The sequence below is a fragment of the Bdellovibrio sp. HCB274 genome, assembly GCF_047306075.1.
GTDB lineage: Bacteria > Bdellovibrionota > Bdellovibrionia > Bdellovibrionales > Bdellovibrionaceae > Bdellovibrio.
Genome location: NZ_CP178623.1, coordinates 1,243,996 through 1,265,540, shown reverse-complemented (window position 1 = coordinate 1,265,540; position 21,545 = coordinate 1,243,996). Strand labels below are relative to the sequence as shown.

Annotated in this window: 22 protein-coding genes; 11 read left to right on the top strand and 11 right to left on the bottom strand. The window is 45.1% G+C overall.

The window, feature by feature from the left end; all coding sequences use genetic code 11:
* Positions 1-50 precede the first annotated feature (50 nt).
* The 7 genes from ACLWNV_RS06210 (at position 51) to ACLWNV_RS06180 (ending at position 5,851) form a co-directional block, all read left to right on the top strand.
* Positions 51-1,415 carry a hypothetical protein gene (locus ACLWNV_RS06210; protein WP_413587061.1) on the top strand — a complete coding sequence of 455 codons (1,365 nt, stop codon included), beginning with the start codon at positions 51-53 and terminating at the stop codon, positions 1,413-1,415.
* A 69-nt stretch (positions 1,416-1,484) separates the two neighbouring features.
* Positions 1,485-1,679 carry a hypothetical protein gene (locus tag ACLWNV_RS06205; protein ID WP_413587060.1) on the top strand — a complete coding sequence of 65 codons (195 nt, stop codon included), beginning with the start codon at positions 1,485-1,487 and terminating at the stop codon, positions 1,677-1,679.
* A 294-nt stretch (positions 1,680-1,973) separates the two neighbouring features.
* A complete protein-coding gene (locus tag ACLWNV_RS06200) occupies positions 1,974-2,588 on the top strand; it encodes a hypothetical protein (protein ID WP_413587059.1) in 615 nt (204 codons plus the stop codon).
* Between the two features lie 32 nt (positions 2,589-2,620).
* A complete protein-coding gene (locus ACLWNV_RS06195; protein ID WP_413587058.1) occupies positions 2,621-3,019 on the top strand; it encodes a hypothetical protein in 399 nt (132 codons plus the stop codon).
* Positions 3,020-3,034: 15 nt separating this feature from the next.
* Positions 3,035-3,466: a hypothetical protein gene (locus tag ACLWNV_RS06190; protein WP_413587057.1), complete on the top strand. Its 432-nt coding sequence runs from the start codon at positions 3,035-3,037 to the stop codon at positions 3,464-3,466.
* 267 nt (positions 3,467-3,733) lie between these two features.
* Complete coding sequence (locus ACLWNV_RS06185; RefSeq protein ID WP_413587056.1) at positions 3,734-4,453, top strand: hypothetical protein; 720 nt, start codon at positions 3,734-3,736, stop codon at positions 4,451-4,453.
* Positions 4,454-4,462: 9 nt separating this feature from the next.
* Entirely contained in the window at positions 4,463-5,851 is a 1,389-nt protein-coding gene (locus ACLWNV_RS06180; protein WP_413587055.1) for a hypothetical protein, read from the top strand.
* Positions 5,852-5,906: 55 nt separating this feature from the next.
* Here ACLWNV_RS06180 and ACLWNV_RS06175 read toward each other — a convergent pair whose 3' ends face one another.
* The 3 genes from ACLWNV_RS06175 to ACLWNV_RS06165 form a co-directional block, all read right to left on the bottom strand.
* Entirely contained in the window at positions 5,907-6,347 is a 441-nt protein-coding gene (locus ACLWNV_RS06175) for a hypothetical protein (RefSeq protein ID WP_413587054.1), read from the bottom strand.
* Between the two features lie 99 nt (positions 6,348-6,446).
* Positions 6,447-7,028 carry a hypothetical protein gene (locus ACLWNV_RS06170; RefSeq protein ID WP_413587053.1) on the bottom strand — a complete coding sequence of 194 codons (582 nt, stop codon included), beginning with the start codon at positions 7,026-7,028 and terminating at the stop codon, positions 6,447-6,449.
* Between the two features lie 154 nt (positions 7,029-7,182).
* Positions 7,183-8,799, bottom strand: coding sequence for a M30 family zinc metallopeptidase (locus ACLWNV_RS06165; RefSeq protein ID WP_413587052.1), 1,617 nt, complete (start codon positions 8,797-8,799; stop codon positions 7,183-7,185).
* A 249-nt stretch (positions 8,800-9,048) separates the two neighbouring features.
* Between ACLWNV_RS06165 and ACLWNV_RS06160 the strand changes: the two genes are divergently transcribed.
* On the top strand, positions 9,049-11,205 hold the full coding sequence (locus ACLWNV_RS06160) for a hypothetical protein (RefSeq protein WP_413587051.1): 2,157 nt from the start codon (positions 9,049-9,051) through the stop codon (positions 11,203-11,205).
* Positions 11,206-11,241: 36 nt separating this feature from the next.
* Here ACLWNV_RS06160 and ACLWNV_RS06155 read toward each other — a convergent pair whose 3' ends face one another.
* Together ACLWNV_RS06155 and ACLWNV_RS06150 are read right to left on the bottom strand one after the other, a co-directional pair.
* Positions 11,242-11,649, bottom strand: a complete 408-nt coding sequence (locus tag ACLWNV_RS06155; protein WP_413587050.1) for a VOC family protein — start codon at positions 11,647-11,649, stop codon at positions 11,242-11,244.
* A 19-nt stretch (positions 11,650-11,668) separates the two neighbouring features.
* Complete coding sequence (locus tag ACLWNV_RS06150; RefSeq protein ID WP_413587049.1) at positions 11,669-12,688, bottom strand: phospholipase effector Tle1 domain-containing protein; 1,020 nt, start codon at positions 12,686-12,688, stop codon at positions 11,669-11,671.
* A 290-nt stretch (positions 12,689-12,978) separates the two neighbouring features.
* Between ACLWNV_RS06150 and ACLWNV_RS06145 the strand changes: the two genes are divergently transcribed.
* The 3 genes from ACLWNV_RS06145 (at position 12,979) to ACLWNV_RS06135 (ending at position 15,879) form a co-directional block, all read left to right on the top strand.
* Positions 12,979-13,692, top strand: a complete 714-nt coding sequence (locus ACLWNV_RS06145) for a hypothetical protein (protein WP_413587048.1) — start codon at positions 12,979-12,981, stop codon at positions 13,690-13,692.
* Between the two features lie 103 nt (positions 13,693-13,795).
* Positions 13,796-14,998 (top strand): multidrug effflux MFS transporter, encoded by a 1,203-nt coding sequence (locus ACLWNV_RS06140; RefSeq protein WP_413587047.1) that lies wholly within the window; start codon positions 13,796-13,798, stop codon positions 14,996-14,998.
* Positions 14,999-15,138: 140 nt separating this feature from the next.
* Complete coding sequence (locus ACLWNV_RS06135; protein ID WP_413587046.1) at positions 15,139-15,879, top strand: hypothetical protein; 741 nt, start codon at positions 15,139-15,141, stop codon at positions 15,877-15,879.
* Positions 15,880-15,930: 51 nt separating this feature from the next.
* Here the strand turns inward: ACLWNV_RS06135 and ACLWNV_RS06130 are convergent, their stop codons facing one another.
* The 6 genes from ACLWNV_RS06130 to ACLWNV_RS06105 all read right to left on the bottom strand — a co-directional run bounded on the left by ACLWNV_RS06130 (position 15,931) and on the right by ACLWNV_RS06105 (position 21,455).
* Complete coding sequence (locus ACLWNV_RS06130; RefSeq protein WP_413587044.1) at positions 15,931-16,320, bottom strand: hypothetical protein; 390 nt, start codon at positions 16,318-16,320, stop codon at positions 15,931-15,933.
* A 487-nt stretch (positions 16,321-16,807) separates the two neighbouring features.
* Entirely contained in the window at positions 16,808-17,065 is a 258-nt protein-coding gene (locus tag ACLWNV_RS06125) for a hypothetical protein (RefSeq protein WP_413587043.1), read from the bottom strand.
* A gap of 66 nt (positions 17,066-17,131) precedes the next feature.
* Complete coding sequence (locus ACLWNV_RS06120; protein WP_413587041.1) at positions 17,132-17,482, bottom strand: hypothetical protein; 351 nt, start codon at positions 17,480-17,482, stop codon at positions 17,132-17,134.
* A 38-nt stretch (positions 17,483-17,520) separates the two neighbouring features.
* Positions 17,521-17,931, bottom strand: a complete 411-nt coding sequence (locus tag ACLWNV_RS06115; RefSeq protein ID WP_413587040.1) for a hypothetical protein — start codon at positions 17,929-17,931, stop codon at positions 17,521-17,523.
* A 295-nt stretch (positions 17,932-18,226) separates the two neighbouring features.
* A complete protein-coding gene (locus ACLWNV_RS06110) occupies positions 18,227-19,561 on the bottom strand; it encodes a DUF1552 domain-containing protein (RefSeq protein ID WP_413587039.1) in 1,335 nt (444 codons plus the stop codon).
* A gap of 1 nt (position 19,562) precedes the next feature.
* On the bottom strand, positions 19,563-21,455 hold the full coding sequence (locus ACLWNV_RS06105; protein ID WP_413587038.1) for a DUF1592 domain-containing protein: 1,893 nt from the start codon (positions 21,453-21,455) through the stop codon (positions 19,563-19,565).
* Positions 21,456-21,545 lie beyond the last annotated feature (90 nt).

Sequence of the window (21,545 nt, the reverse complement as noted above, 5' to 3'; positions counted from 1 at the left end):
CTTGTCCCAGTTTGGTCCGGTGCTTGCTAATAAGGTTTTCAGGAGATTCTATGAAAAGAACTAAAACAGGGATCACATTAGTAGGTATCGCGCTGGGAGCCATTATAAGCACAGGCCATGTATCCTATGCCTCCCCTTCATTACAGGAACAACAGACTAGCTCTCCTTATACCGTTAACATAAAGAACTCCTCGGCTAACAAAAATGGGCCCGTGTCTGCTGTTTCTACAGGCCCTTCCGAAGTCACCCTAACCAAAGACAAAGATTTAACCAAATCCAAACAACTGCAAATGGGCGGTATCAGTGACGGCGGAGGAAATGCTGTCGGTGAGGTACTGTTCGATTTTTATGAAAATCAGGATTCTGAAGAAATCACTCTCCCAAGATTGCTGTCCTTAGAGCCCCAAGTGCTAGTCTTGATTAAAAAGCTAAATACACAAGTGCCACACGTTGGCGAGATCGGCGCGATTCAAGGCGCTGCTCTGCCGGCACTGGGTGATCTGTTGTTTAATTCCCTGATTCCGAAAAAAATCTTCCTGGAAAATAAAGGCATTACTTCTGAAGGATGTCTAAATCAAAGCATGGTTTCCACGGCACAACAGGTGGTAGTCGCCTGCCAGTCCGACGATGAACTTCGTATTAACAAGCAGTGGCTCCTGTCCGTTGATAGCAAAAACAGAGCCGGTTTGATTTTGCATGAAATGACTTTGGGTTTCGCAAGAAGCTTGTTTCAAGATAAAATCGATAAAGTCACTCTTGAGAAAAAAGTCCGTCAGCTGAACCGATACTTCTTTAATTCTGACGGAGAGGATATCTCCAGAGCCCTGACTCACATCTTTGGCATTAAGGCATATTCAGCAGAACGCTACTCCCTGATGAAAAGTCTCCCTGGTAAACTGCTTGCGGCCCAAGAGGCCTTCTGCAGTAATCCAAAACAAAGTCCGAAAGTGATTCTTCACGATTACTTCGAGGATAAACATGCCTTATACTGGGCGCTTCCACGGGAAGTGCTCGAGATGGATAAGATTGCAGACCAGCTTAATAGTAACTTATCGCCTTCACAAAATAATGAAGTGAATTTTCACGTAACCCGTCTTTGCGTTAACTTCCGCCTGGATCAAGTTTCTGGCCAAGTTGATATTTTCTTCGGGACTAGAATCTGCGGCAAGTACACACAAGAACTTGAGGAGAGCCTCACTACCATTATACGTACAAAAGAAAACATCAACCTTCGAGAAACCACAAAAAAGGCAACAATTGCCAAGGCGATTCAAGAAATTAGTAACTATGCTTTCGATTGCTACGAAAAAAACAACAGGCAGGAAGAAGCCTTATTCAATCTTCCGCAGATGGCAAAATGGAGATTGAATAAACTCGGCATCAACATCAACTTCGTAAATCGAACCGCGGAATAACGCCTCAACGTGAGATACTCCACTTTGCTTCAACAATTTCCATTCACAATGGAGTTATTGGAGGCATGTATGGCTTACAGAAATGAAAAATCCCCGTCGAGAGAAAGCTCTCACTTACAAATCGTTCGCTCCCTCGGCCACAAAATTCGGGAACTTGCTTTAAGCAGTGAGCTCGCAGCACAAAGCAGTTATTTTTGGGCTTTGCACTCAATTAATCACGCCAACCAAGCGAAGGCGATCGCACAAAAACTCAAAATCAAATAGGAGTAGTTTCTCCAAAAAGGTCAGGCTCTGCTTTGCTGAACGCAGCGCTAAAGCAAATTGGATCTCTTACCTTTTTCTTTAGAAATCCAGCTTTATACAAATTTATATAATCATATTTAAATCAGATAATTCATATACTTACATAATTTAATTAAGTTTTTATTCAGTAACTTATTAAAATTAAAGTTAATTCACCTAGAACGCATAGTCGCAACGCGTTATAAACAACTTGTCTCAATGAAACTGTTCGAAGCACTGGCTGAGTTCGAGACTCGCCATGAAAAGGATTAACTTATGAAACTACATTTAGTCGCTCTTTGCTTCCTGATCGCCCAAACAGCAATGGGTCAGTCTACAAACAGCTATGTCGATGCGGGCCTTGCAACTTTGGCCATCAACTCTCATCAAATCCACGCGGAGCTAGGTCTATATATTCCTACTGACGCTGACCTTGCACGATTTGTATCCACTGATTCTCAAAAAATATCGGAGTTTAAAACCAATACGATGGGGCTTAGCACAGGTAAATATGCTCAATATATTATCGCGAATGTCGCAGGTCGAGAGGTTTTACTTCGGTCATCCAGCATTTTTCGTAACGGCGTTTTTACCCTGAAAGCCTCTGGCGGCCTTATGACTGAAGAAGTTCCAGGAAATGAATATCTAAAAGAGCTGCAAGGAGCGCGCGGTGACGATACTTTAAAAATTGAACTTATCATTCATGCCGATGGCAGCTTCAGCTATGACGTCCGCCTTAAAAACATGTGGAATGGAGCGGACGACCAACGTGGTGGAATGATCCATGTGGATGACCAAGTATTTGGTAAGAAGAACGGGAAACTGAAATCCTGGGCTCCCCGCCAACCCGGCGAAATTGTTACTTGCAACGCGGTCTTTAGAAAAAACTAAATCAAAACTTAACAAAAACAAAGGAATAAAAAATGAAAACATCCGTACTTTTGACTCTTGGATCCCTTCTTTTTTTAGGCAACTTGGCACAAGCACAATCTTTTAACTGTTCGAACGCTCCGGCAGTAAAATGGGGCACGTATGTCTGCGCTTCAGGCGAAATTTCTGCTGACGGAAAAACAATTGCTAACCTGGCTTTCGGAACTTGTGAAGGTTCTGAGTCATCTGGTGAGGCAGAACCTGTAGATATTTTTGATTTCGACGTGATTCAACACAATCCTGCGCTAGCGGCAAAATCGCAGCAATGGAAAAACGCTGGAGCATTTGATGTGTCCACTGAACTGGGTAATGCAGTTCTTTACTATGTTCCTGGTTCTGATACTGCTCGTCTAAAAATTAATAACGAAGACATCCGTCTACGTTGCTTTTAATCGGAGTAACAGAATATGAAAAATCACATGATCACTCACGGTGTTTTAGCGGCGGCTCTATTATTGGTAACTAGCGCAAGCCAAGCCCAACCCCTTAACTTTCTCAAGGTTGTTAGCCGCGTTTGCGACGGCGTTGTGCAAACTCCAAGCGTGGGCGAGCGAGTTGCTTTTGTCCCATCCCATAATATGATTGTACTGACCATCCCTACTACGGATGGATGTGTTCGCGCAAACTTCCATGTCTATATCTCTAATCTTATGGCCACTACGACGGGCAAAAAAATATTGCAAATGCAAGCCGTTCCTGGCTCGACCACACAGAAAAGTTCCTGCAGCAGCGAACTTAAAAAAGTTCCAGAGCAATTCATAACTGGCACTGTGGATGGAAACAACTTGACCCTATTCGGCGGTGCGGAGTGCAGTAAGTTAGAACTGGTTCTGCAATAAAAAAAGTGCCAGGCCCTCTTTCTGCAAACACCCCTCCTTGCAGAAACAGGGCCTGGCACCGATTACATCTTTTCAGTGACGGGATGGAAATTGAAATTCACCTGATACAGATATCTGCTCTGAACTTCCAAAAATGAGACAGCGGTGCTGGACACTTCTTGTCTCCGCTTGTTTCCCTAGACAGTGTTCTTGGTATTTCCGCGAACCTATGGCAGCTGATCGTGGTACAGATCTGGCATTTTCACCTGGTATTCGTGGAGGTAGAAAATGTCTCGAAATGGGAAATATCAGCTGATCATTCCGGTGATACTGATGCTGGGTGCATGGTGGTTTCACCAATCCACTCAATCTACTCCTACCGAGAAAGCCTTAGCGCTTAAACCTCAGACCAACACTGCTGGTGCCAATGTTTTGGTGGCAACTCCTCAAGACATCTCTCAAAAACCGACGCACATAGCAGCTAAAAATGAAAGCGCCTTCGTAGCGCCAACTGCAGTTACAAATTCAAACTTCTCTCCCCGCCTTGAACGCCATGTGAACTATATTGCTTTGCTTTTGAATCGCCCCGATGTCGCAATCCCCTCGCAAGCATTGGCAACAGCTCATCTAACCTCTGAAGAAATGTCTCAACTGGGAAATGCAGTCATTAACCAACAAACTGACGCCACCACTCGTCAGGCAAGTATTTTCATTCTTTCCAAGTCAGGTCCCAAAGCTATCCCCGCGCTAGGAATGATCGCAGCTTCAAACTTTAAAGAATCTTCTGCACAAACAGAAGTTCCCCTGCGCATAACGGCACTTGAGTCTTTGGATAAAATGACCGGAAACTCTGCCGATGTCTTAAAAGCGTTGCGTACTACTATCGATAAGCAAAGCAACAAAACGTTGGTGTTTCTTGCGACCATTAGTGCCGGTGGTATCAAGGAAGGCCGCCCTGGAAAACTAAGTCGCGCCATGGACCAAATGATTAAAGAGAAAAACCTGTAAGGATTGAATATGAAAATATCTAAATCAATCACCTTATTTAGCAAAGTTTTACTTCTTGTGGTTTCCACGAGCTTCACTGTTGCCATGGCAGAGGATCAAGCCTGCGTGCCCGAGGGTTCAGTGAAATTTGCTTTTCAGAATTTTGAATTTCAACAAATGGACGAGTACGGCCACGTCGCGAAAACTTACAAGGAAGATGAAGCCTGCGACAAAGGGATCCTGCAGGCAACTATTGGCGCCATCGATTACATTAGAAAAGTACCTAATAAAAAGATTCCTGCAAACTTTCAAACATTGGTTAGCAAGGAAGGTCCAACAAATTTCCTTACAAAGCGCATTCAAACGATTCAGTTTGAATCCGAAGACAGCACCGATTGCAGCGAGGGAACAATTGCCTTCGTCGTTGCTGAAGAACCGATTATGCATGTTTGCCCCCGCGCAATAAAATTAAAAGCCATGGAAATTGCTGCATTCCTGGAGCATGAAGCCCGACACACCGAAGGTCATCCGCACGTCAGTTGCAGCCAAGGCATCCTAAAAGACTTTGATGCTCTGGCTTGTGACAATACTTATAAGGAACAAGGTTCCTACGGAATTGGCTTAGGGTTCTTATTCCAGGTTTATTTTTCCACGACAAATGAAGGCGTAAAACAACAGGCGCGTGCAGCAGCTGTTCAGGATGTGTTAAACCGCTTTAACCAATTACCCTTGGGAATGGTTAAGGGTGGTGTATTCGTGGACGAAGAAGACTCTGTTTCCTTCTATGATGGCAAAGAGGAAACTCAGTTTGCTACCATGGCGGATGAAATCGCGACGATTTCGTTCATAAATAATATTCCGTACATCTTTTTTAAAAATGGAAATATCACTTCCTATGATTTCACGCGCAACTGGAACTTTCGCGAAGGCCCTCTTGTCGATAATTACATGGCACTTTCGCAGCAGGATCGAAACGATCTTTTGGATGTGCTGTCAAATAAAGATGAGTACTGCTACTTAACTCCAAAGCGAGTTCAATGTACTCAGGAAGATAGTGACGACTTCGCGGAATTCGCGTTTTATGATTTAAGACCACAAAGATTTGTCAACGTAAACCAATCATACACGGGCGGAATCGTGGTCATTGCGGGTGATGGTAAATCGTATAAGTTACCGAAGTCGACCCAATTCGGTTCGGCCAAAGAATCCGATCTGACGATTGATACAAAATCACACATCTATCCCGAAGTGACTTCCTATGCGGAAATGTCAAACGGGCGCATCCTTGGAGTTTCGCCCAAAGGTTTGATGTTGGAAAAAACAAAATCAGGCAAATGGGTGCGCACCAAAGAATTCGGTGACTATAAATTCAAAAAAATTCTTCCCTATAAGTGGTCTAAACGCTTAGAGGATCTATAAAAAACGGGGCTTTGTGGCCCCGTTCTTTACTACGCTAAAATTTATTTTGCGCGGATTAAGCTTTAGGAGCTGCACCCTTACCTTTTTTAGCAGCCAATTCTTCAGGAGACATACCCCATGGAGAACCGCCTTTTTTATCTCCACCTTTATTGCCGCCACCTTTACGAGGGCCACCTTTACCAGTTGGAGCTTCCGCTGCTGGTTTAGCAGTTGGAACAAAATCAGGAACGTAGTGGAATGATTCAGCTTGAACAGCTTTTGCTGGAACTTTTTCGCCTTCAGCGAAAGTTGCCACCAATACACGGCGCAAAGTAGGACCTGCGTTAGTAGACGCTACTTCAAGAGCTTGCATGAAGTGAGTTAGTTTTTCGCCTTCCAGTTTGAAAGACTCTGCCAGGCTTGTTTGAATTTCTTCAGGTGTTTTGCCTGCCAATTCTTTTTTTGCAGCCAAAGCTTTATTCAATGTGAAATATGGAAATTCAGTAACAATTTTCATCAGACTCTCCCTAGAGATTGGTTATGCCGTCACAATGGTATGACCGATACCCCTAGGTCAAGATCTGCGGGGACTTTAGCCGGTAATTTCAAGCAAATGTCACGAATTTGACTCCGCTGGCCAGCGGGAAAGGTGCTTAACCTTAAAATATGGCGCTAACTTCACCATGAAAGGGTAACTCAGCATAACTCCCCACAGAATATCGCGAACAATCTGCATAATGATCCGGTGAAGTATAATAGGGAGATTAAAGTCCCCTGCCCCTACACGCAGACCAATAAGAATGGGATTAATTAAAACGACTGGAATGACGATCGCAAAAAGTATGATCCACAGGCTTTGAGGAGCTTTGCTAAAGAAACTCGTTCGAGTCAGGAGCCTATAAGACCGGTAGCCAATGAAGGGCTTTGCGGTGTTTGCGAGTCCATGGACAAGCACCAGCTCTGCCGAATGAATTCCCGTGAGGTTTGACGTAAGACTCTCTGCTAAAACATTTCCGATAAAAACGCGCGAACCCCACATGAAATAAAGTGGCAGAGCTACAACGTAAGAACCATACAGGTAAAAGAATCCATCCAAGTAAAAGAAGCGAATACTAATAAGCTTGGCAATAAGAATTAGAAAGAATGGAGCAATCCATGTCCACCACGGCAAATGCACATATTCTTTTTCTGGCGGCATACTGGAACATCCTAAGCAGTTAGAATTTAATGCTTAGGTTTTTAAGGATTAAAGTCAAATTTCAATCAAAGCTTCTTAAAAAGACTGCGGACAAAAAAAGGTGCCAGGTCCTATTTCTGGATGCATTGCTTACAGAAACAGGACCTGGCACCTTTTAGTAGATGACCACGGACAAAGTTGTATTCGGTGGGACGATCACCGTTTCCTTGTATACCTCTGGGAGTGACGGACGAATTACCGGGAAGCTTCCGTAAGGCGCTAACGTTTCCGGTACTTCAGTGGGAAGATTTCTTACGCCGCGAATATACCCATCGTAGTTCGCCAGCTTAAACTCAAAGACATTCACGCCGGGATAGCCATAGTATGCAGGTGTTCTGCCAGGGGGAAAGGCTGCGGATACTGTCGAGTAACGTTGCATGAAGTTGTCAAAGCCGTCTTTATCGAATTCCTTGATCGAATGCTTTAACACTTCCATTGTATCGGTCGAAACCAAGTTGCGGGATAAGTACTGATTAAAGAACGGGCCCAAGTGACGAACAAAGAAGGCCGCCATCGAACCACCGACATCATACAGATAGCAGACCTCCGCTGCGTCGTAAGAGGCATTTCTGAAATCGCAGTTAAACGCTGAAAAATACATATAGGATTTAACCCGGGAAAGTACGCCACCATCTATGTAGCTTCCGGATTGTGCGGCCATCATATCTTCAAAAATCATGGCTGAGGTTTCTTCCAACCAGCCTTCAAAAAAATAGTCCGTTGTTTGCGAAGCAAAACGTCCGTAATAATGAGCCACGTGAGTGAGCTCGTGGGCTATCGTTGATGCCGCCTGGGTGACCGCTTCGTCAAATGTGCCGCCACTAGAGTAGATGGTTTCCGTATTCACATACAAAGACAAAGCTTCATTACTGAAGGGATCTACTGACTGAAGAGCAAAATCCCAGGGAACGACCATGCCATCTGCGATCTCGGGATGGCCATCGCGACGAAATTTTAAAAACACCATATCCAGATCCTGATCTTCAGAAATGAATCCCGCGCCCGGTGGAGTTTCACCCCAAAGCTGTCCGATCATGTACAATACATTGATATAGGCCGACTCATTACTTGTAACTGTGCTTTGGACAAAATAGTCCATCATGGCGCTGTCAATTTTGCCAGTGACGTACTCGGAGTCTTCCACCCAGAAATTCACGGTCCGCCCGTCAAAGGCCACGGTTTGCTTTATCAAAGTGGTTTGGCGAACCTCATCTATATCGGATTGCCAATTCCAACTTCGCGTCGCCCCGACTGAGTATTTAACTTTGGCTTTTACGCGAGCCAAGGGGAAGCTTTTGCCTTGTCTGTCGATACGGGATGTTTTTGAAGCAAGACGCTCTAAAGTGCCACAGCCCGGAGCTTTTTTACGCGCAGGTTTTGATTCTGCCGCCAGCAAACTTTGCGAAGGGTCCAGCTCAATTGCTGACATCTTTTGTTCCTGCTCGCTGTGATTCAGGAAAATCAAAGTCCCCGTTCGGTCTTTGGTATCAGAAATTGAAATCGGAACTTGAACCGATGATGTTGATGAGGAGTTGACGTACTTCCAGACCCCCGTCCCGCCACGACCGTATTCGCCTTCGTAGGCATCACAAAGCGGACCACTACAGGCAACCGAGAGATATCCCTTGTTTAAGATTTTGTTCTTACTGCCGCTGTTACACGCAGTCAGACCCAGTAACAATCCAAACACCAGAATCTTTTTATTCAAACGGACCATACATTCTTGAGACATTGTTTAAAGTTAGCAATGGCCTAAAAAACCGGCAATCACCTCACGCCAAAACCCAAACTTAAGTGGGCAACAATTTAAATTAACCGTTAAATTATCGCGTTTTGATTCTTCCTTCGCTGAGATTTCCCTCTCACTCCCCGTTGCGGAAAGTAAATCTCATAATGCCTCGTGCACGGCTGTAGACACTTTATTCTGTTTAGAGTCGGGCTTTGAATTCAAGGCGCTAACCACTTCGCATACCATTAAAACATGAAGACAAATTGGTATGTTGTTGTGTTAGCGTTTTCTTTGTTCTCGTTTAGTTACGCACATGCAGATGTTAGTTGGGGAAATTCCACTCAAAGTCCCGGGAACTATACTGCACAAGGCATCGTAACGGTCGCTGGGACCGTGAACCTAAATCCTGGAACTTATTATTTTGCAACTCTCGTCGTAAGTTCTGGCAAAACTCTTAAGATACTTTCGGATACTACAGCCGGCACCGGCGTAATAATTAATGCAACCACTGTTACGATTGCTGGCACTGTGAATGGCGATGGCACTGGATATACAGGAACACAAGGCCCTTCACCTGGCCGCACAAGCTTCAGTAATGGCAGTTACTACGGTGGCGGCTGTCATGGCGGATTCGGGGGTATTGGTGGAGGAGTCTATGAATTCTGCTCTCCTTATGGTGATCCTGTAAGTCCTACCACCCTTGGATCGCCGGGCGCTCTCGCAGACAACACGGGTGCTGGCGGAGGGGCTGTCAAATTCAATGTCAGTGGAACGATGAATGTGACTGGAACTATCACCATGAATGGTCTCGCCGCCGCGGGTGGCGTGACGACCCCTGGAGGCAGTGGAGCTGGAGGCAGTGTTTGGATTATAGCCAACAGCTTTACTGGAAACGGAACTATCAGAGCGAATGGAAGTAATGGCTACAATGGAACGACGACCGGTTCTGGTTCAGGAGGACGAGTTTCCATCAATTACGCCACAAAAACTTTTTCTGGAAATGTACAAACCCGGGGTGGAACATTAGACGATTATTGGTCAGCATCGGACGGATCGATTTTTTGGATTGATTACATTAATAACGATTTACTGATTAATGATAACTCCACCATTGCCAATGGCACTTACAATTTTCGCAATGTCACGATCACCAGTACTGGATGGCTATGGAATGACGCTCATGGCTCGTTAGCCGAAACAGGAACAGGCGCTGGAGCCTATTCAACAGATTTTTTGGCAGGAACTGGAGCCGGTCATGGTGGACGAGGAAACTTCATGGGTATTCCCAGAGGTAAACCCTATGGAAATATGCTTCAACCAAGTGAGATGGGTTCCGGCGGTGGTCATGGAGAGGGAGGTGGATATACCTCTCCTGGTGGCCGCGGTGGAGGAGCCATCAAACTCGTTCTATCCGGCACCCTCACAGTGGATGGGGTACTAAGTTCAGACGGCTGGGGTGCTCCTTATTGGACCAATACCTATCCTGGCGGTGGAGCTGGGGGCAGCATCTGGATTACCGCAAGCTCTGTGGTTGGTTCAGGTTCTATAAATGCAACAGGTGGTTACGGAGGAAATGATCCTTATCCATATGGTGGTGTTGGAGCAGGTGGACGTATCGCTATCTATTACTCCAATACATTTAGCTCGACGTTAAGTTTTTCAGTACGGCCGAGTTCTAATGGTAATACTCAAGGAGCCTCTCCTGGATCAGTGGTTGTCATCAATACGACAACCAACGACCTCCTGTTCCCTACCACAAGCTCTATTCGAAACGGCACCTTTACTTACAACAACATGACAATCGCTGCCGGAGCCGTAGTTTCTGCAATCGAGGGAAACCTGACTGACACAGGTACTGGAAAAGGCATCACGGATGACGTTTACGGGAGCGGTGGCGGCTATGGAGGTAAAGGCGGCATAAGCTACGGTGGCTTGGCTGGCGGAAATACATATGGAAGTCAAGACTACCCGACTGATCTTGGTTCCGGTGGTGGTAGTTGCTATGGGAGTACCGAAGGAGGCGTTGGTGGTGGAGCTCTTCGTTTCATTATCACAAACAATTTGACCATAAATACTGGAGGCAAACTTTCTGCAACTGGTGGTGATGGTATGGGATATGAGGGTTGCGGAGGAGGATCCGGGGGCAGTATTTGGATTAATACTAAAAATCTAGTTTCAGTAAACGATGGCATCGTCGCTCAAGGTGGCTCAGGAAATCCAGCGGGAATGGATAATAAAGGAGCCGGTGGAGGTGGTGGACGCATTGCCATATATTACACTGGAACATACTCTGGCACATTGAATGTCTCAGGGGGAATTTCCGCCTTCACAAATGGAGTCGGAAAAAACGGAACCACTGTCGTTAAGAAAATCCAAAACTATGTTCCGCATTTCTTTCGCGGATACTAGGTCCCTCCCCTATTATTGGCGGCCGCCAAAAAACTTTCACAAAAGAGCGTCATAGCCCTTTTCGTTAAATTCGATCAGGCAAAAGCCATGTCCAAAGGGATCTGAAAACGTTGCAAGTTTTCCGTAGGAATTTTGAGAGATATCATTTTCCACCTTTGCCCCAAATTCGATCACTCGCTCTTTTGATACTTCGATATTATCGACCACAAAATCCATATGCATGGGACTCCAGTGCCGCGAATAAGTTCTGCCTTGCATAGCACTGGCAAAAGGAAGAGTTCCTTCGCCATTCTGTAAAAGATAAACCGGCGACGGCAGTCCTAAAAGCTCAATAAAGCCTGAATCGAATTTGCGACCCACGCTAAGCCCAAGCCCCTCGCAGTAAAACCTGATTGCAGCCTGCACGTCATTGACGTCGATATTGATCAAGACACCTTTAAGCATGTTTTCCTCATTCGGATTTCTAATAGTCAAAAGATGAATCCACAGTATCTACAGTTACAAGTTCTTCTGTGGAGGTCGTGGTAAATGTCGACAGCTGTGCAAGAGCAATAGAAACCGACTCTTTGGCGTTAGCGCGGGTAAAGACGGAATCATGAATAACGAATGAAACTGTCGCAAGATCTCGCGGGAAATGTTTTTGTCCCGTGCCGGTGAAACGATCAAAAGTGATTTTTGCCGTGGGATCGGGCTGTAGCTGAAGGTCAGTGACAGTTTGTTCGTTTAATTGAATACCGTTGGTTTTAAGAGCATTGATAGAAAACACCAGCGAGATATCCGAAAGTGATTGCGAGGGATTTCCCCCACCTACATCGGAATGAGCACCCGCAAATAGAATCTGTCGCACGTTCTCTCTGGGATTAACCGGAGTCAGTGGAAACATCGAGCGCATCTCGTCACCTGCAATAAAATGATCACAATACTTTATCGAAGGGTCGACATCGAAAGTTTTAAATATAGGTCCCACGGTTTCATTTCCAACGTGTACTTCGCCCATAACTGAATAAACCGTATCAAAAATCATCAGATAATCTGTTTGAAACCCCGGGACGTTTTTTCCCTGATAGTCCATCGCTAAACGCAAGGAAGCAGCTCCCCGACTAAATCCAATCGCTATCACGCGATCACCCGGCTCCCACAGAGAATTCAAACATTGCAAGGTACGATCAATGCGATCTTGAATCGTCTTTCCTGTGACATACTCCTTTGTTGTGGAAATCTTTCCGGAAATAAAATCGCCCAGCTTTTCGCGCCATGAGCGATCATCTTGCTCGGGGTTCTTTGCGACCAAAGAATCCGTTCCCACTCCGCGGATATAGACTGAATGATAGTTTAAAGACTCATCAACTTTATAAGAATCACTATGAAGCAGGATTTTTTTCTCGCCCGGGAAGGCTTGGAATAACTGCGATACATTCGACGGAGATTTTGAATCCAGATTTTGTCCGGTGCCATCGTTAAATAAAATAATTGTTTTAACCATGACACCTCCATTTTGACTGCCAGTTTAGAGCAGCCGGTTGACTTCTGACCAGCCGATCAGCTCCTCACTGCCAGAGATCATTGACCCCAAATAACGGAAAAACCGTTAAAAATGACCATTTCGTAAAAACTAAATTACTAGGTATTTTAGGTACTTATGTAATTTTATGCAGAAATTATTCAGCTTCAGGTCAAAAATAAAGTTAGTTCATATGGCAGCATTTGGCTCATTGCGTTATTTATAAGGAGCAACTTAAAAAAGCCGCTGGGCTCAATGATAGTGAGGATGCCATGAAACCTATTAACAAACTTTTTGTCGCACTTATTATGCTATCTTTTGCAGGACAGGTTTTCGCCGAAGGGAACCAAGCTCCTACGCCGATTTTAATGGATTCGGAAGGCAAGTTGCACGACTTAAAAAACCCCGCGAATTTTGATGCGCGCTTCGTGGATAGTTCCCAATATTTGAAAGTGAATGTTGTGACTTCCTCTGGACTCGTCCTACACGCGGGACGCCAAAGCTACGATCACAAACTTAAAATCGGAAACAAAGAAAGCTCTAACTATGATGTTTATATTCAACCTGATGGCAGCGTCACCGGTCAGGTAGCTTTAAGTAAGTTTAAATTCCCAAACCTTGAAGCTTTCTATGAAGCTTCCGGAAAAAACCCAAAAGCAAAATTCCCACTGGCAAACTTCTATTTTGAAGTTAACCAAGCCTCCAGCAAGCAAGTCGCATATAAAAAGTTAGCGGCGCAGTTAAGCGATGCCATGGGTGAATGGAAGATGCAAAACAACGCTCCAAGAGCAGTTGGTCCTTACGTAGATCAATATGTCATTGAGGGTTTTATCGCTTCAATTACGGATGGCGAAGTAGTCCTGCAATCCGGCGTTAACGAGCTGATTAACAAAGCGAACGACCGTGGTCCGAATTCATTCATCAGAGTTAACACCGGCACAACCGTTGTAGCCTTTCCAGGAGCATGCTCCAAAGTTTTTAACTGATTTAGGCAAAAACAAATCTGTTTTAAAGGGCTGAACAAGCCCTTTTTGTTCTTTTGTTTGGCCTTGTGGACAACGATGGTTTACAAATTCACAGAGGTTATCTGTGAGTGAAAAGACATTTAATAAAACATCCTTAATTTTGGTTCTTGGTTCCCTGACTGCACTGGGTCCGTTCTCTATCGACATGTACCTACCCGCTTTTCCAAAAATGGCGGAGGGCTTAGGTACGACAGTTCCTCAGGTTACGATGTCTTTATCCAGCTACTTCGTCGGATTGGCTGCAGGCCAGCTTTTTTATGGACCCTTCCTGGATCGTTTTGGCAGAAAGCTTCCTCTGTACGTGGGCCTGATCATTTATATTCTGGCATCAATCGGCTGCGCATTTTCAAAATCTGTTGAGACTTTGATCTTCTTCCGCTTCGTTCAAGCTATCGGCGGCTGTGCTTCCGGTGTGACGGCAATGGCGATGGTCCGTGATTACTTTACTCCCAAAGAAAGTGCCAAAGTTTTGTCGTTGTTGATTTTGATTTTGGGTCTATCACCTCTATTGGCTCCAACCGTCGGCGGACTTTTAGCGACTCACCTTGGATGGCAATCACTGTTTTGGGCTCTGACTGGGCTTGGCGCTTTTGTTTTGTCGCTGGCATTCTTCTTTTTGCCTTCAGCTTATATACCTAACAAGGAGCATTCGCTGCATCCGATAATGATCGTAAAAAATTATTGGGAGATCTTAAAGAATCCCCGCTTCTATGCCTACGCTTTGGCGGGAGCGATTGGTTTTTCGGGCATGTTCGCTTACTTGGCAGCCTCGCCCACAATCTTTATGGAAATTTTCAAAGTCAGCGAGCAGACCTACGGAATTATTTTTGCCGTGCTGGCTTCAGGACTGATCGGCGCATCCCAGGTCAATGTTTTACTTTTAAAGCGCCTTAAGAATGAAACCATTTTACGTGGTGGACTTATCGGCATGCTGACCATGGGCGCGATCTTTTTCCTGGGCACAAGTTACGGTGTCTTTGGACTTTACAGCACTTTGGTTGTTCTGTTTCTTTATCTGTCGTGCGTGGGTTTCTCGAATCCCAATGCGGCAGCCTTAGCGCTGGCACCATTTGCTAAGAATGCCGGCAGTGCGGCGGCCATGATTGGATTTTTACAAATGGCCTTGGGAGCCATTGCTTCGGTACTTATTGGCCTTATTAAGAGCCAGGATATCCTGCCGATCGCGGCGGTCTTCTTGGGAACTTCAACGGTTGCACTTGTCGTACTCATTATGGGAACGAAGCGCATTGCAAAGCTTTCGACATAGCAAAATCCAAAATTTAGAAGCGGAGGAGTTCGCTTCTAATTTTTAGATAGTAACCTTCTAATCAATCTACTATTCAGAATCATCGCGTTGCGACATATTCCACCTGTCTTCGATTACTAATATCTTAAACCGGAGTGGTTATGAAAAATTTGATCTTGTTCGTAGCGATGTCTTTGATCTCTTTAAACGCGTTCTCTGCAGCCCGTGAGTTCCGTATTAACGGTTACTCTGCCAATGATGGTTATGCGATTGCCTGGGGTATTCCAGGTCAGCTGATTGATTTTGAAGCCGTCGATCAAGACGAAGAAAAATCCGCGGCACTTTGGCAGGAAATGCCTTCTATGCGCAACTACTTGGTGGATCTGCAAACCAACCAAATCCTGGCAACTATCAACGAAGAACCAGATGAACTTATTGCCGTTACTTTAGGTGGCATGAGCACAAATCATTTCAGCGTGTATACGCAAACACTGGGTAACTACTATAAGGCTGGGGACGATGAACTTGTCGCCGTTATTGAAGCCCATAAATGGGGTACATCTTTGTCATCAGTTTTTGTGGTAAGCCGCGACACTCTTCAGCCAAAAGCAACAAACAGAATCAACGATCTTGAAGAGCGTATGTTGAATGCTGCGAAAACAAAACTGACCGCTGCCCAAATTGCTCAGTTCGATAAAGGTGCCGTCTACATTAACATTAAAAACGGCGGCTACGACGAACAAGCCCAGCAGTACTACCTAATCACTTGGGAATCTTCAGTTCCAAAAAGCATCGATGATCCTTTGGTAACAGTTACTGCACGCTTGAAGCTGCAAGTGACCAAAGAACGTGAAGTGAAGTTCACGATCGACCAGGTTAAGTATTCCCAAGATAATAACTAGTTTGAACTGACAACAAAGCCAGGGACTTGTCTCTGGCTTTGTTGAAGGCGATTAGTTGATTGAGCAATTTAGAGTTGCCGCAATTCCGTTGTCACTTTTATTTTTAATAACCATAAGGCTACCAGGGCAGGATCCCGACGAGCACGAGGTTTTTAAAACTAATTGCAGACTATTTCCAAATCCAAGACTCTGTTCATGACTCAATGTAACTCCGTTACCAGAAGAAATGTTTTCGCTTGGATAGGTATTATTACCCACGGAGATACTCGGGCCCATCATTGTGCTAGCCACAGTAATTTTATCGCCCGCCTTTACGCCCTCCGCAACCAACTCCATTACCTGAGGATTAACCTCGGTCACCAAACAGCTCATCAGTGGAGTTGCAAATGCAAAAGCTTGAGTTTGTGCAAAAAATAACGCTGTAAAGATCATCGTTTTCATACTGTTAATCCTTCTGATTTAAAGTTTCAGCAAAGACAATTGCAATGCTCATTCCTCCGGACTGAGCGCCCAGATTGAAAGGATTCGAGCTTAAAAAGGATCCGATGATAAACTTTTTGACAAGAGACGTTCTAGCTCACTGAGCCTGGCTACATCAGCGAACGTTAACTTTAAGACTTTCGGTTCATAACACCACAGAGTGAGTGGTGGTCGTGGGTCCTGCAATGCCGTTTCAACCGTGCGCTCAAGCAGCAGTTGTTGTTGTTCCGGTGTCAAATATTTGAAACCTTAGAAAGTCAAAAATTTGACCGGCAGCTTCGATAGCTTTTTGGGAATTCCACTTTTAAGTGGTGATTTGCATGTGGCGTTCTGAATCAAATAACATGCCCCTAAGCTACTACAGCCAAGGGGCTTTCGGTATAAAAAACCATTTAAAATGGATTGGACTGATTTTCCAAAACTTACCGCCACGGTGGCGGCAATGTCTTTACGGACGCAAGGTCGGCTGACCAATCACTTTAAGTGCTTGCACGATGCAATCATGTCCACCGTTGGTTTTGACTGCGTAAGTATCCTGACCAAGTCCTTCTTCTGAAAGAATCACAGTGTAAGACTTCCCGTCTGCTGAAGTGGCGTCAGCATCTTGTGATATGCTACCGTTAATACTTGCAAGACCTTGAGCTGCTGCAATGGCTTGAGGCGCACAAAAGTTACTGGCGAAAGCTGAAGCGGAAATAATATTCATTGAGACGAAAACTAAAAACAAATTTTTCATATAAGATCTCGTTTTTTAAAAATACGTAGCTATTGATTAAAGCTGTTCAAGCTGACGCAATTGTTCTCTCACTAGATCAACTTCATCACCGTCTAGCTCCGTTGTACAAACAAAGTAAAACGTCTTTTCGAACTGGTCTCCTTTGCCCGGATTTTTAGAGATGAACTTAATAGTGTTAGATAGGATTTTCGTTTCTTGCGCAGGAGTCAGCTGGAGCATCGCTCCTGCTGCCATTGCTTTCAATCCCAGATCAAGTCTAACTTGGGCAGGAGCATTTTTGGATACAGCCGCCATGTAAGAGTCGCATTTAGCATCCTTATCCGAATTTGCTGCCGCAAAACCAGAAGCTGAAACCATCATCGTCAAAATTACCAATACTGTTTTCATAAATTTTCCTTTACTTATTTAATGCTTATTTGGGGTTGTTAGTTTAGCGCACAAGTACAAGTAAGATTCTGGCGCTGAGTTCCAGCAAATCCACCCACGTATTGCTCATATTGAGCTTTACCAGTTGCCGCGAAAGAATCCTGGCAATCCTGCAAAGAAATCTGCGCAGAACTATAAAGACCCTGACCAAACTGAAGGTAAAGTTTAAATGTATCTTTCGTGAATCCCCATCGCGTCACCTGTCCTTGTTTCGATGGAATACCATCCACCAGCAGCTGTTGTAGTTCTGGCTTCGCGTTGATATTCTCTATTTCCATAGTCGCCGCAATGGACGAGTTGCCTGCATTTTCAATGCTGGGATATTTATTCGCACAGACTACCGTAAGCTGTTTGCTGAAAGCTGTTGAAGAACCTAAAAGCATCAAAAGTACCAATGTCATTTTTTTCATATAGTTTCCTATTCTTTTCGAGTCCGAAAACTCATTTAAAGTTTCATGATTATGCTTGAGACAAATAGGTTTTAACTCCTTGCGTCAAACAACTCCAGATGAAATAACTTTATATTTCATTGATTGCTGTATTTTTAATTTATTTATAATTGTAACTATCTGTATTTATTGAATTTAAATTGGATGAATTTGTTTAGATTGTAGGCGATTTTTGAGGGATTTCGTCTATCCCCCGTTGCAAACCAGGCAGGGGATACCCTGCCTATGATGGGTTTGTTATAGGTGGCAAATGCCTTTAGATACCCAGATCCCCGGTGCTGCGCCCGAATTGGGAAACGCTGACTCCCATATAGCGAGCGATGGAAATCCAAAGATTCGACAAGGGAGCATTGGTGGAAACAACTTTTCCAGGTTTCAAACCGCCTCCGCGACCTGCCACGATGATTGGCAGGTCCGTGGAACCATGTCCCTGACCATCATTAAGGCCGGAACCAATAACGATGATGGTGTTATCAAAAAGAGTCTGCCCAGTCCCGTCGGTCACGGATTTAAGCTTGTTAATTAATAACAAAAACTTTTCAGCCCATTTTTTATTTAAGGCCTCATACTGGGCTTTGAATCTTGGATCATCATTGTAGTGCGAGATACTGTGCATTTGCACCGGGAAGTGACTGCCGTACTCATAATCCAAGTGATAAGAGATAATACGAGACTGGCCACAAGCGATGGCAAGTTTAATGATTTCCAAATTCACATCAGTAAAAGCATCGATGTCATACTTATTCGGATTTAAATTCATAGTTCCTGCAACACAGGCATTCTGCCCCGGCGCCGGAGTCGGCGTGGTTGCTGGTGGCGTGATCGTCACGATTTTCTTCTGAACTTCATCCAGTCCTGTCAGGTACTGATCAAGCTTCGCCTTGTCAGTTGCACCCAGTTTTGTTTTTAGAACCCCGATTTCGCCCACGGCATTATCCAGAATGTTTTTACGATAATTTGCAATATTCCCCGTCCCCCCGCTTGGCGATGGTGAAGGTGTCGGCGTTGGAGCCGTGCTTCCCACGCCACTTGGAAAAATAGCTTTAAACACATTGGCCGGCGTATTGTAAGAACTTGCCGGAGTCGTTGCATTGATCCACGAAATATTAGTCCCGTAAGTACTGCTGTAGTTGAAACCACTGCCTGTATCACTGTCAGAGGCATCTGCTGCCGTAATCTGAATCGTGCGAGGACTTGCTGTCAGGCCTAATTTTTCCGCAATCAAGCGATCAATGGATTGCCCCACGCGCAGGCCTCCGTCCAACGGCTCCATCCCTGTCAAAAAAGCCGCATTGGAGCTTGCGTGAATACCATTCACGGGACAGAAATTATGAAGCCCTGTTGGGAAAATCAAATCCCCTTTCACTGGCTCCAACATAGATAATGCTGAAGGCAGAGTGAAGCTCGTACCACTCCCGGAAGGTCTCCAACTGTTTCTAATTACACCCAGTGGAAATTTTAAGAATATAACATTCGGCGCACTCGCCGTCTGGGCTAAGACCCGCGTGGGCCAAAGGGATTCAAACAACGGCAAGGCAATCAAACTTCCTGCACTTACCAGAAAACGTCGTCTATCAATTTTGTGACTCATGCTAATTTCCCCCGCCACGTTGTTTTCGGAATGGATCACTTAGAACCATTTCGACAATTGCTTGTGATATAGGTTTATTTGGATCAACCATGTTTTGACCGATGCGATTGATCGTACAACGGTCAAAGGATTCGGCATTGCGACCTAAGCTATAGATAAGCATTTTTTCAGCAACGCAGCTTTTGAATCTCGCGTCCTGGGAAACAATTGAAATCATGCCGACCGCATCAGTGAAGCTCTTACCGTTCGGCATCGTGCTGGAAGAATCCAAAGCGCGGTTTTTTTCATCAAACATGACATATCTTCCAAGGGGATCAAAATGCTCAAAACCAAGGCCGATCGGATCAATCTGCGAGTGACAGCTGAAGCACGCCGGATTTTCGCGGTGATGCTTCAAAATATCCCGACGAGTATTGTTGATAATTTGCTCTTCGGTCAAAACTGCCACTGTTCCTGGTGGAGGTGGAGGCGGCGGTGAACACAAGACATTCGACAATACCAGATTTCCGCGTTTAACGATGGAGCTGTAGTATTGATTCGAACCGACTGCCATCATCGAGCCATGAGTCAAAAAGCCCATGCGCTTGTTATCAGTGAAGCTCATTTTCTGAAATGCTGAACCTGACACACCGGAAATTCCATAGTGAGCGGCCAGACGGTCATTCAGGAATGAATACTTCGCTGTTAGCATTTCAAAAAAGCTCGCATCGCGTTTAAAGATATCGCCGATAAACATTTTGGTTTCGGTCATCAAGTCTGAACGAAGAGTTTCGTTGAAAGTTGGGAACAGGATCGGATCGGGAGTAACGCGCTCTACTTTACCCAGACCAATCCATGGAGCCACGAAGTTATCAACCAATGCCGTCGCCTTCGTGCTGGCCAGCATGCGGCGAACTTGCACTTCCAACTGATCGGGTTTTAGCAAGTTACCCGAAGCGGCTGCATTCATCAGCTCTTGATCCGGCATTGAGCTCCACAAGAAGTACGATAAACGAGAAGCCAATTGATATGGGCCCAGGGCCACCGCAGTTGTGGTACTTGGATTGCTCAGTACCGGAATGCGGAACAAGAAGTGCGGTGACGTCAAAGCCGAAGTCAGCGCCACACGCAGGGCGAACTCCCCTGTTTCCCCTTTGGCTTTAACTGTATTTACCAAAGCGGTATAACGAGTCATCTCTTCGCTGTCAGGTGGGCGACGAAATGCTTTGGTTAAGAACGACTGCAAAGTCGATTGAATACAAGCCGCCTGCTGAGCATCGCAAGTAAAAATTCTTTGCTTCAAGGCCGCTGACGCAAATGCCTCACCGATTGCAGACTCTGCCGCCGAGGCAATTTTCTCAGCCAAGTCGGCTGTGATAACCAACGTCAGGGCATTGTTGGCAAATCCATTGGTCACACCATCCGGTGGAAACGAGCTACTATATTTAGTAGAGATACCCAAAAGATCCGTAAGAGTGTTATCAAATTCTTTTCTATTCAAACGTTGCGCACTGACGAAGCCGACATCGGGAGCCGTCGTACATTGCAGAGAAACGCTGCGAGCTTCAGTAATAGCAGCTGAAACTGCTGAAATAGCCTCTTTGGTCATTGAGGACTTTAAACCCACCATTGCAGGCTGGTTTGCCAAATTTAAAGTAATGCTGTCAATCGTAGGGGTTACGATCTTGGATACGCTCAGCTCGCCATGGCAGCCTGCACAGTTGGTGCTATAGATCTTCTGCCCATCCAGGGTTTTATTGCCTTCGATGCTGCCAATAACATCAGCCTCGGAAAGACTGGATAGATCTTTGCTAACGACGAACCCTTGCCCACAACCTGACAAAAAAAGTATTAAGCTGAGACAACTTAGGCTCAATACAGAAGATCGAAGCAAGATCTCTTTTGTTGTTTTCATCGCGCCCCCATGAAAATAGAGTGCAAACGTCGAGCCCAGTCAGCTGGTGGATATTGATGGTGGACTCGGATTTGCGTCGAACCTCACGAC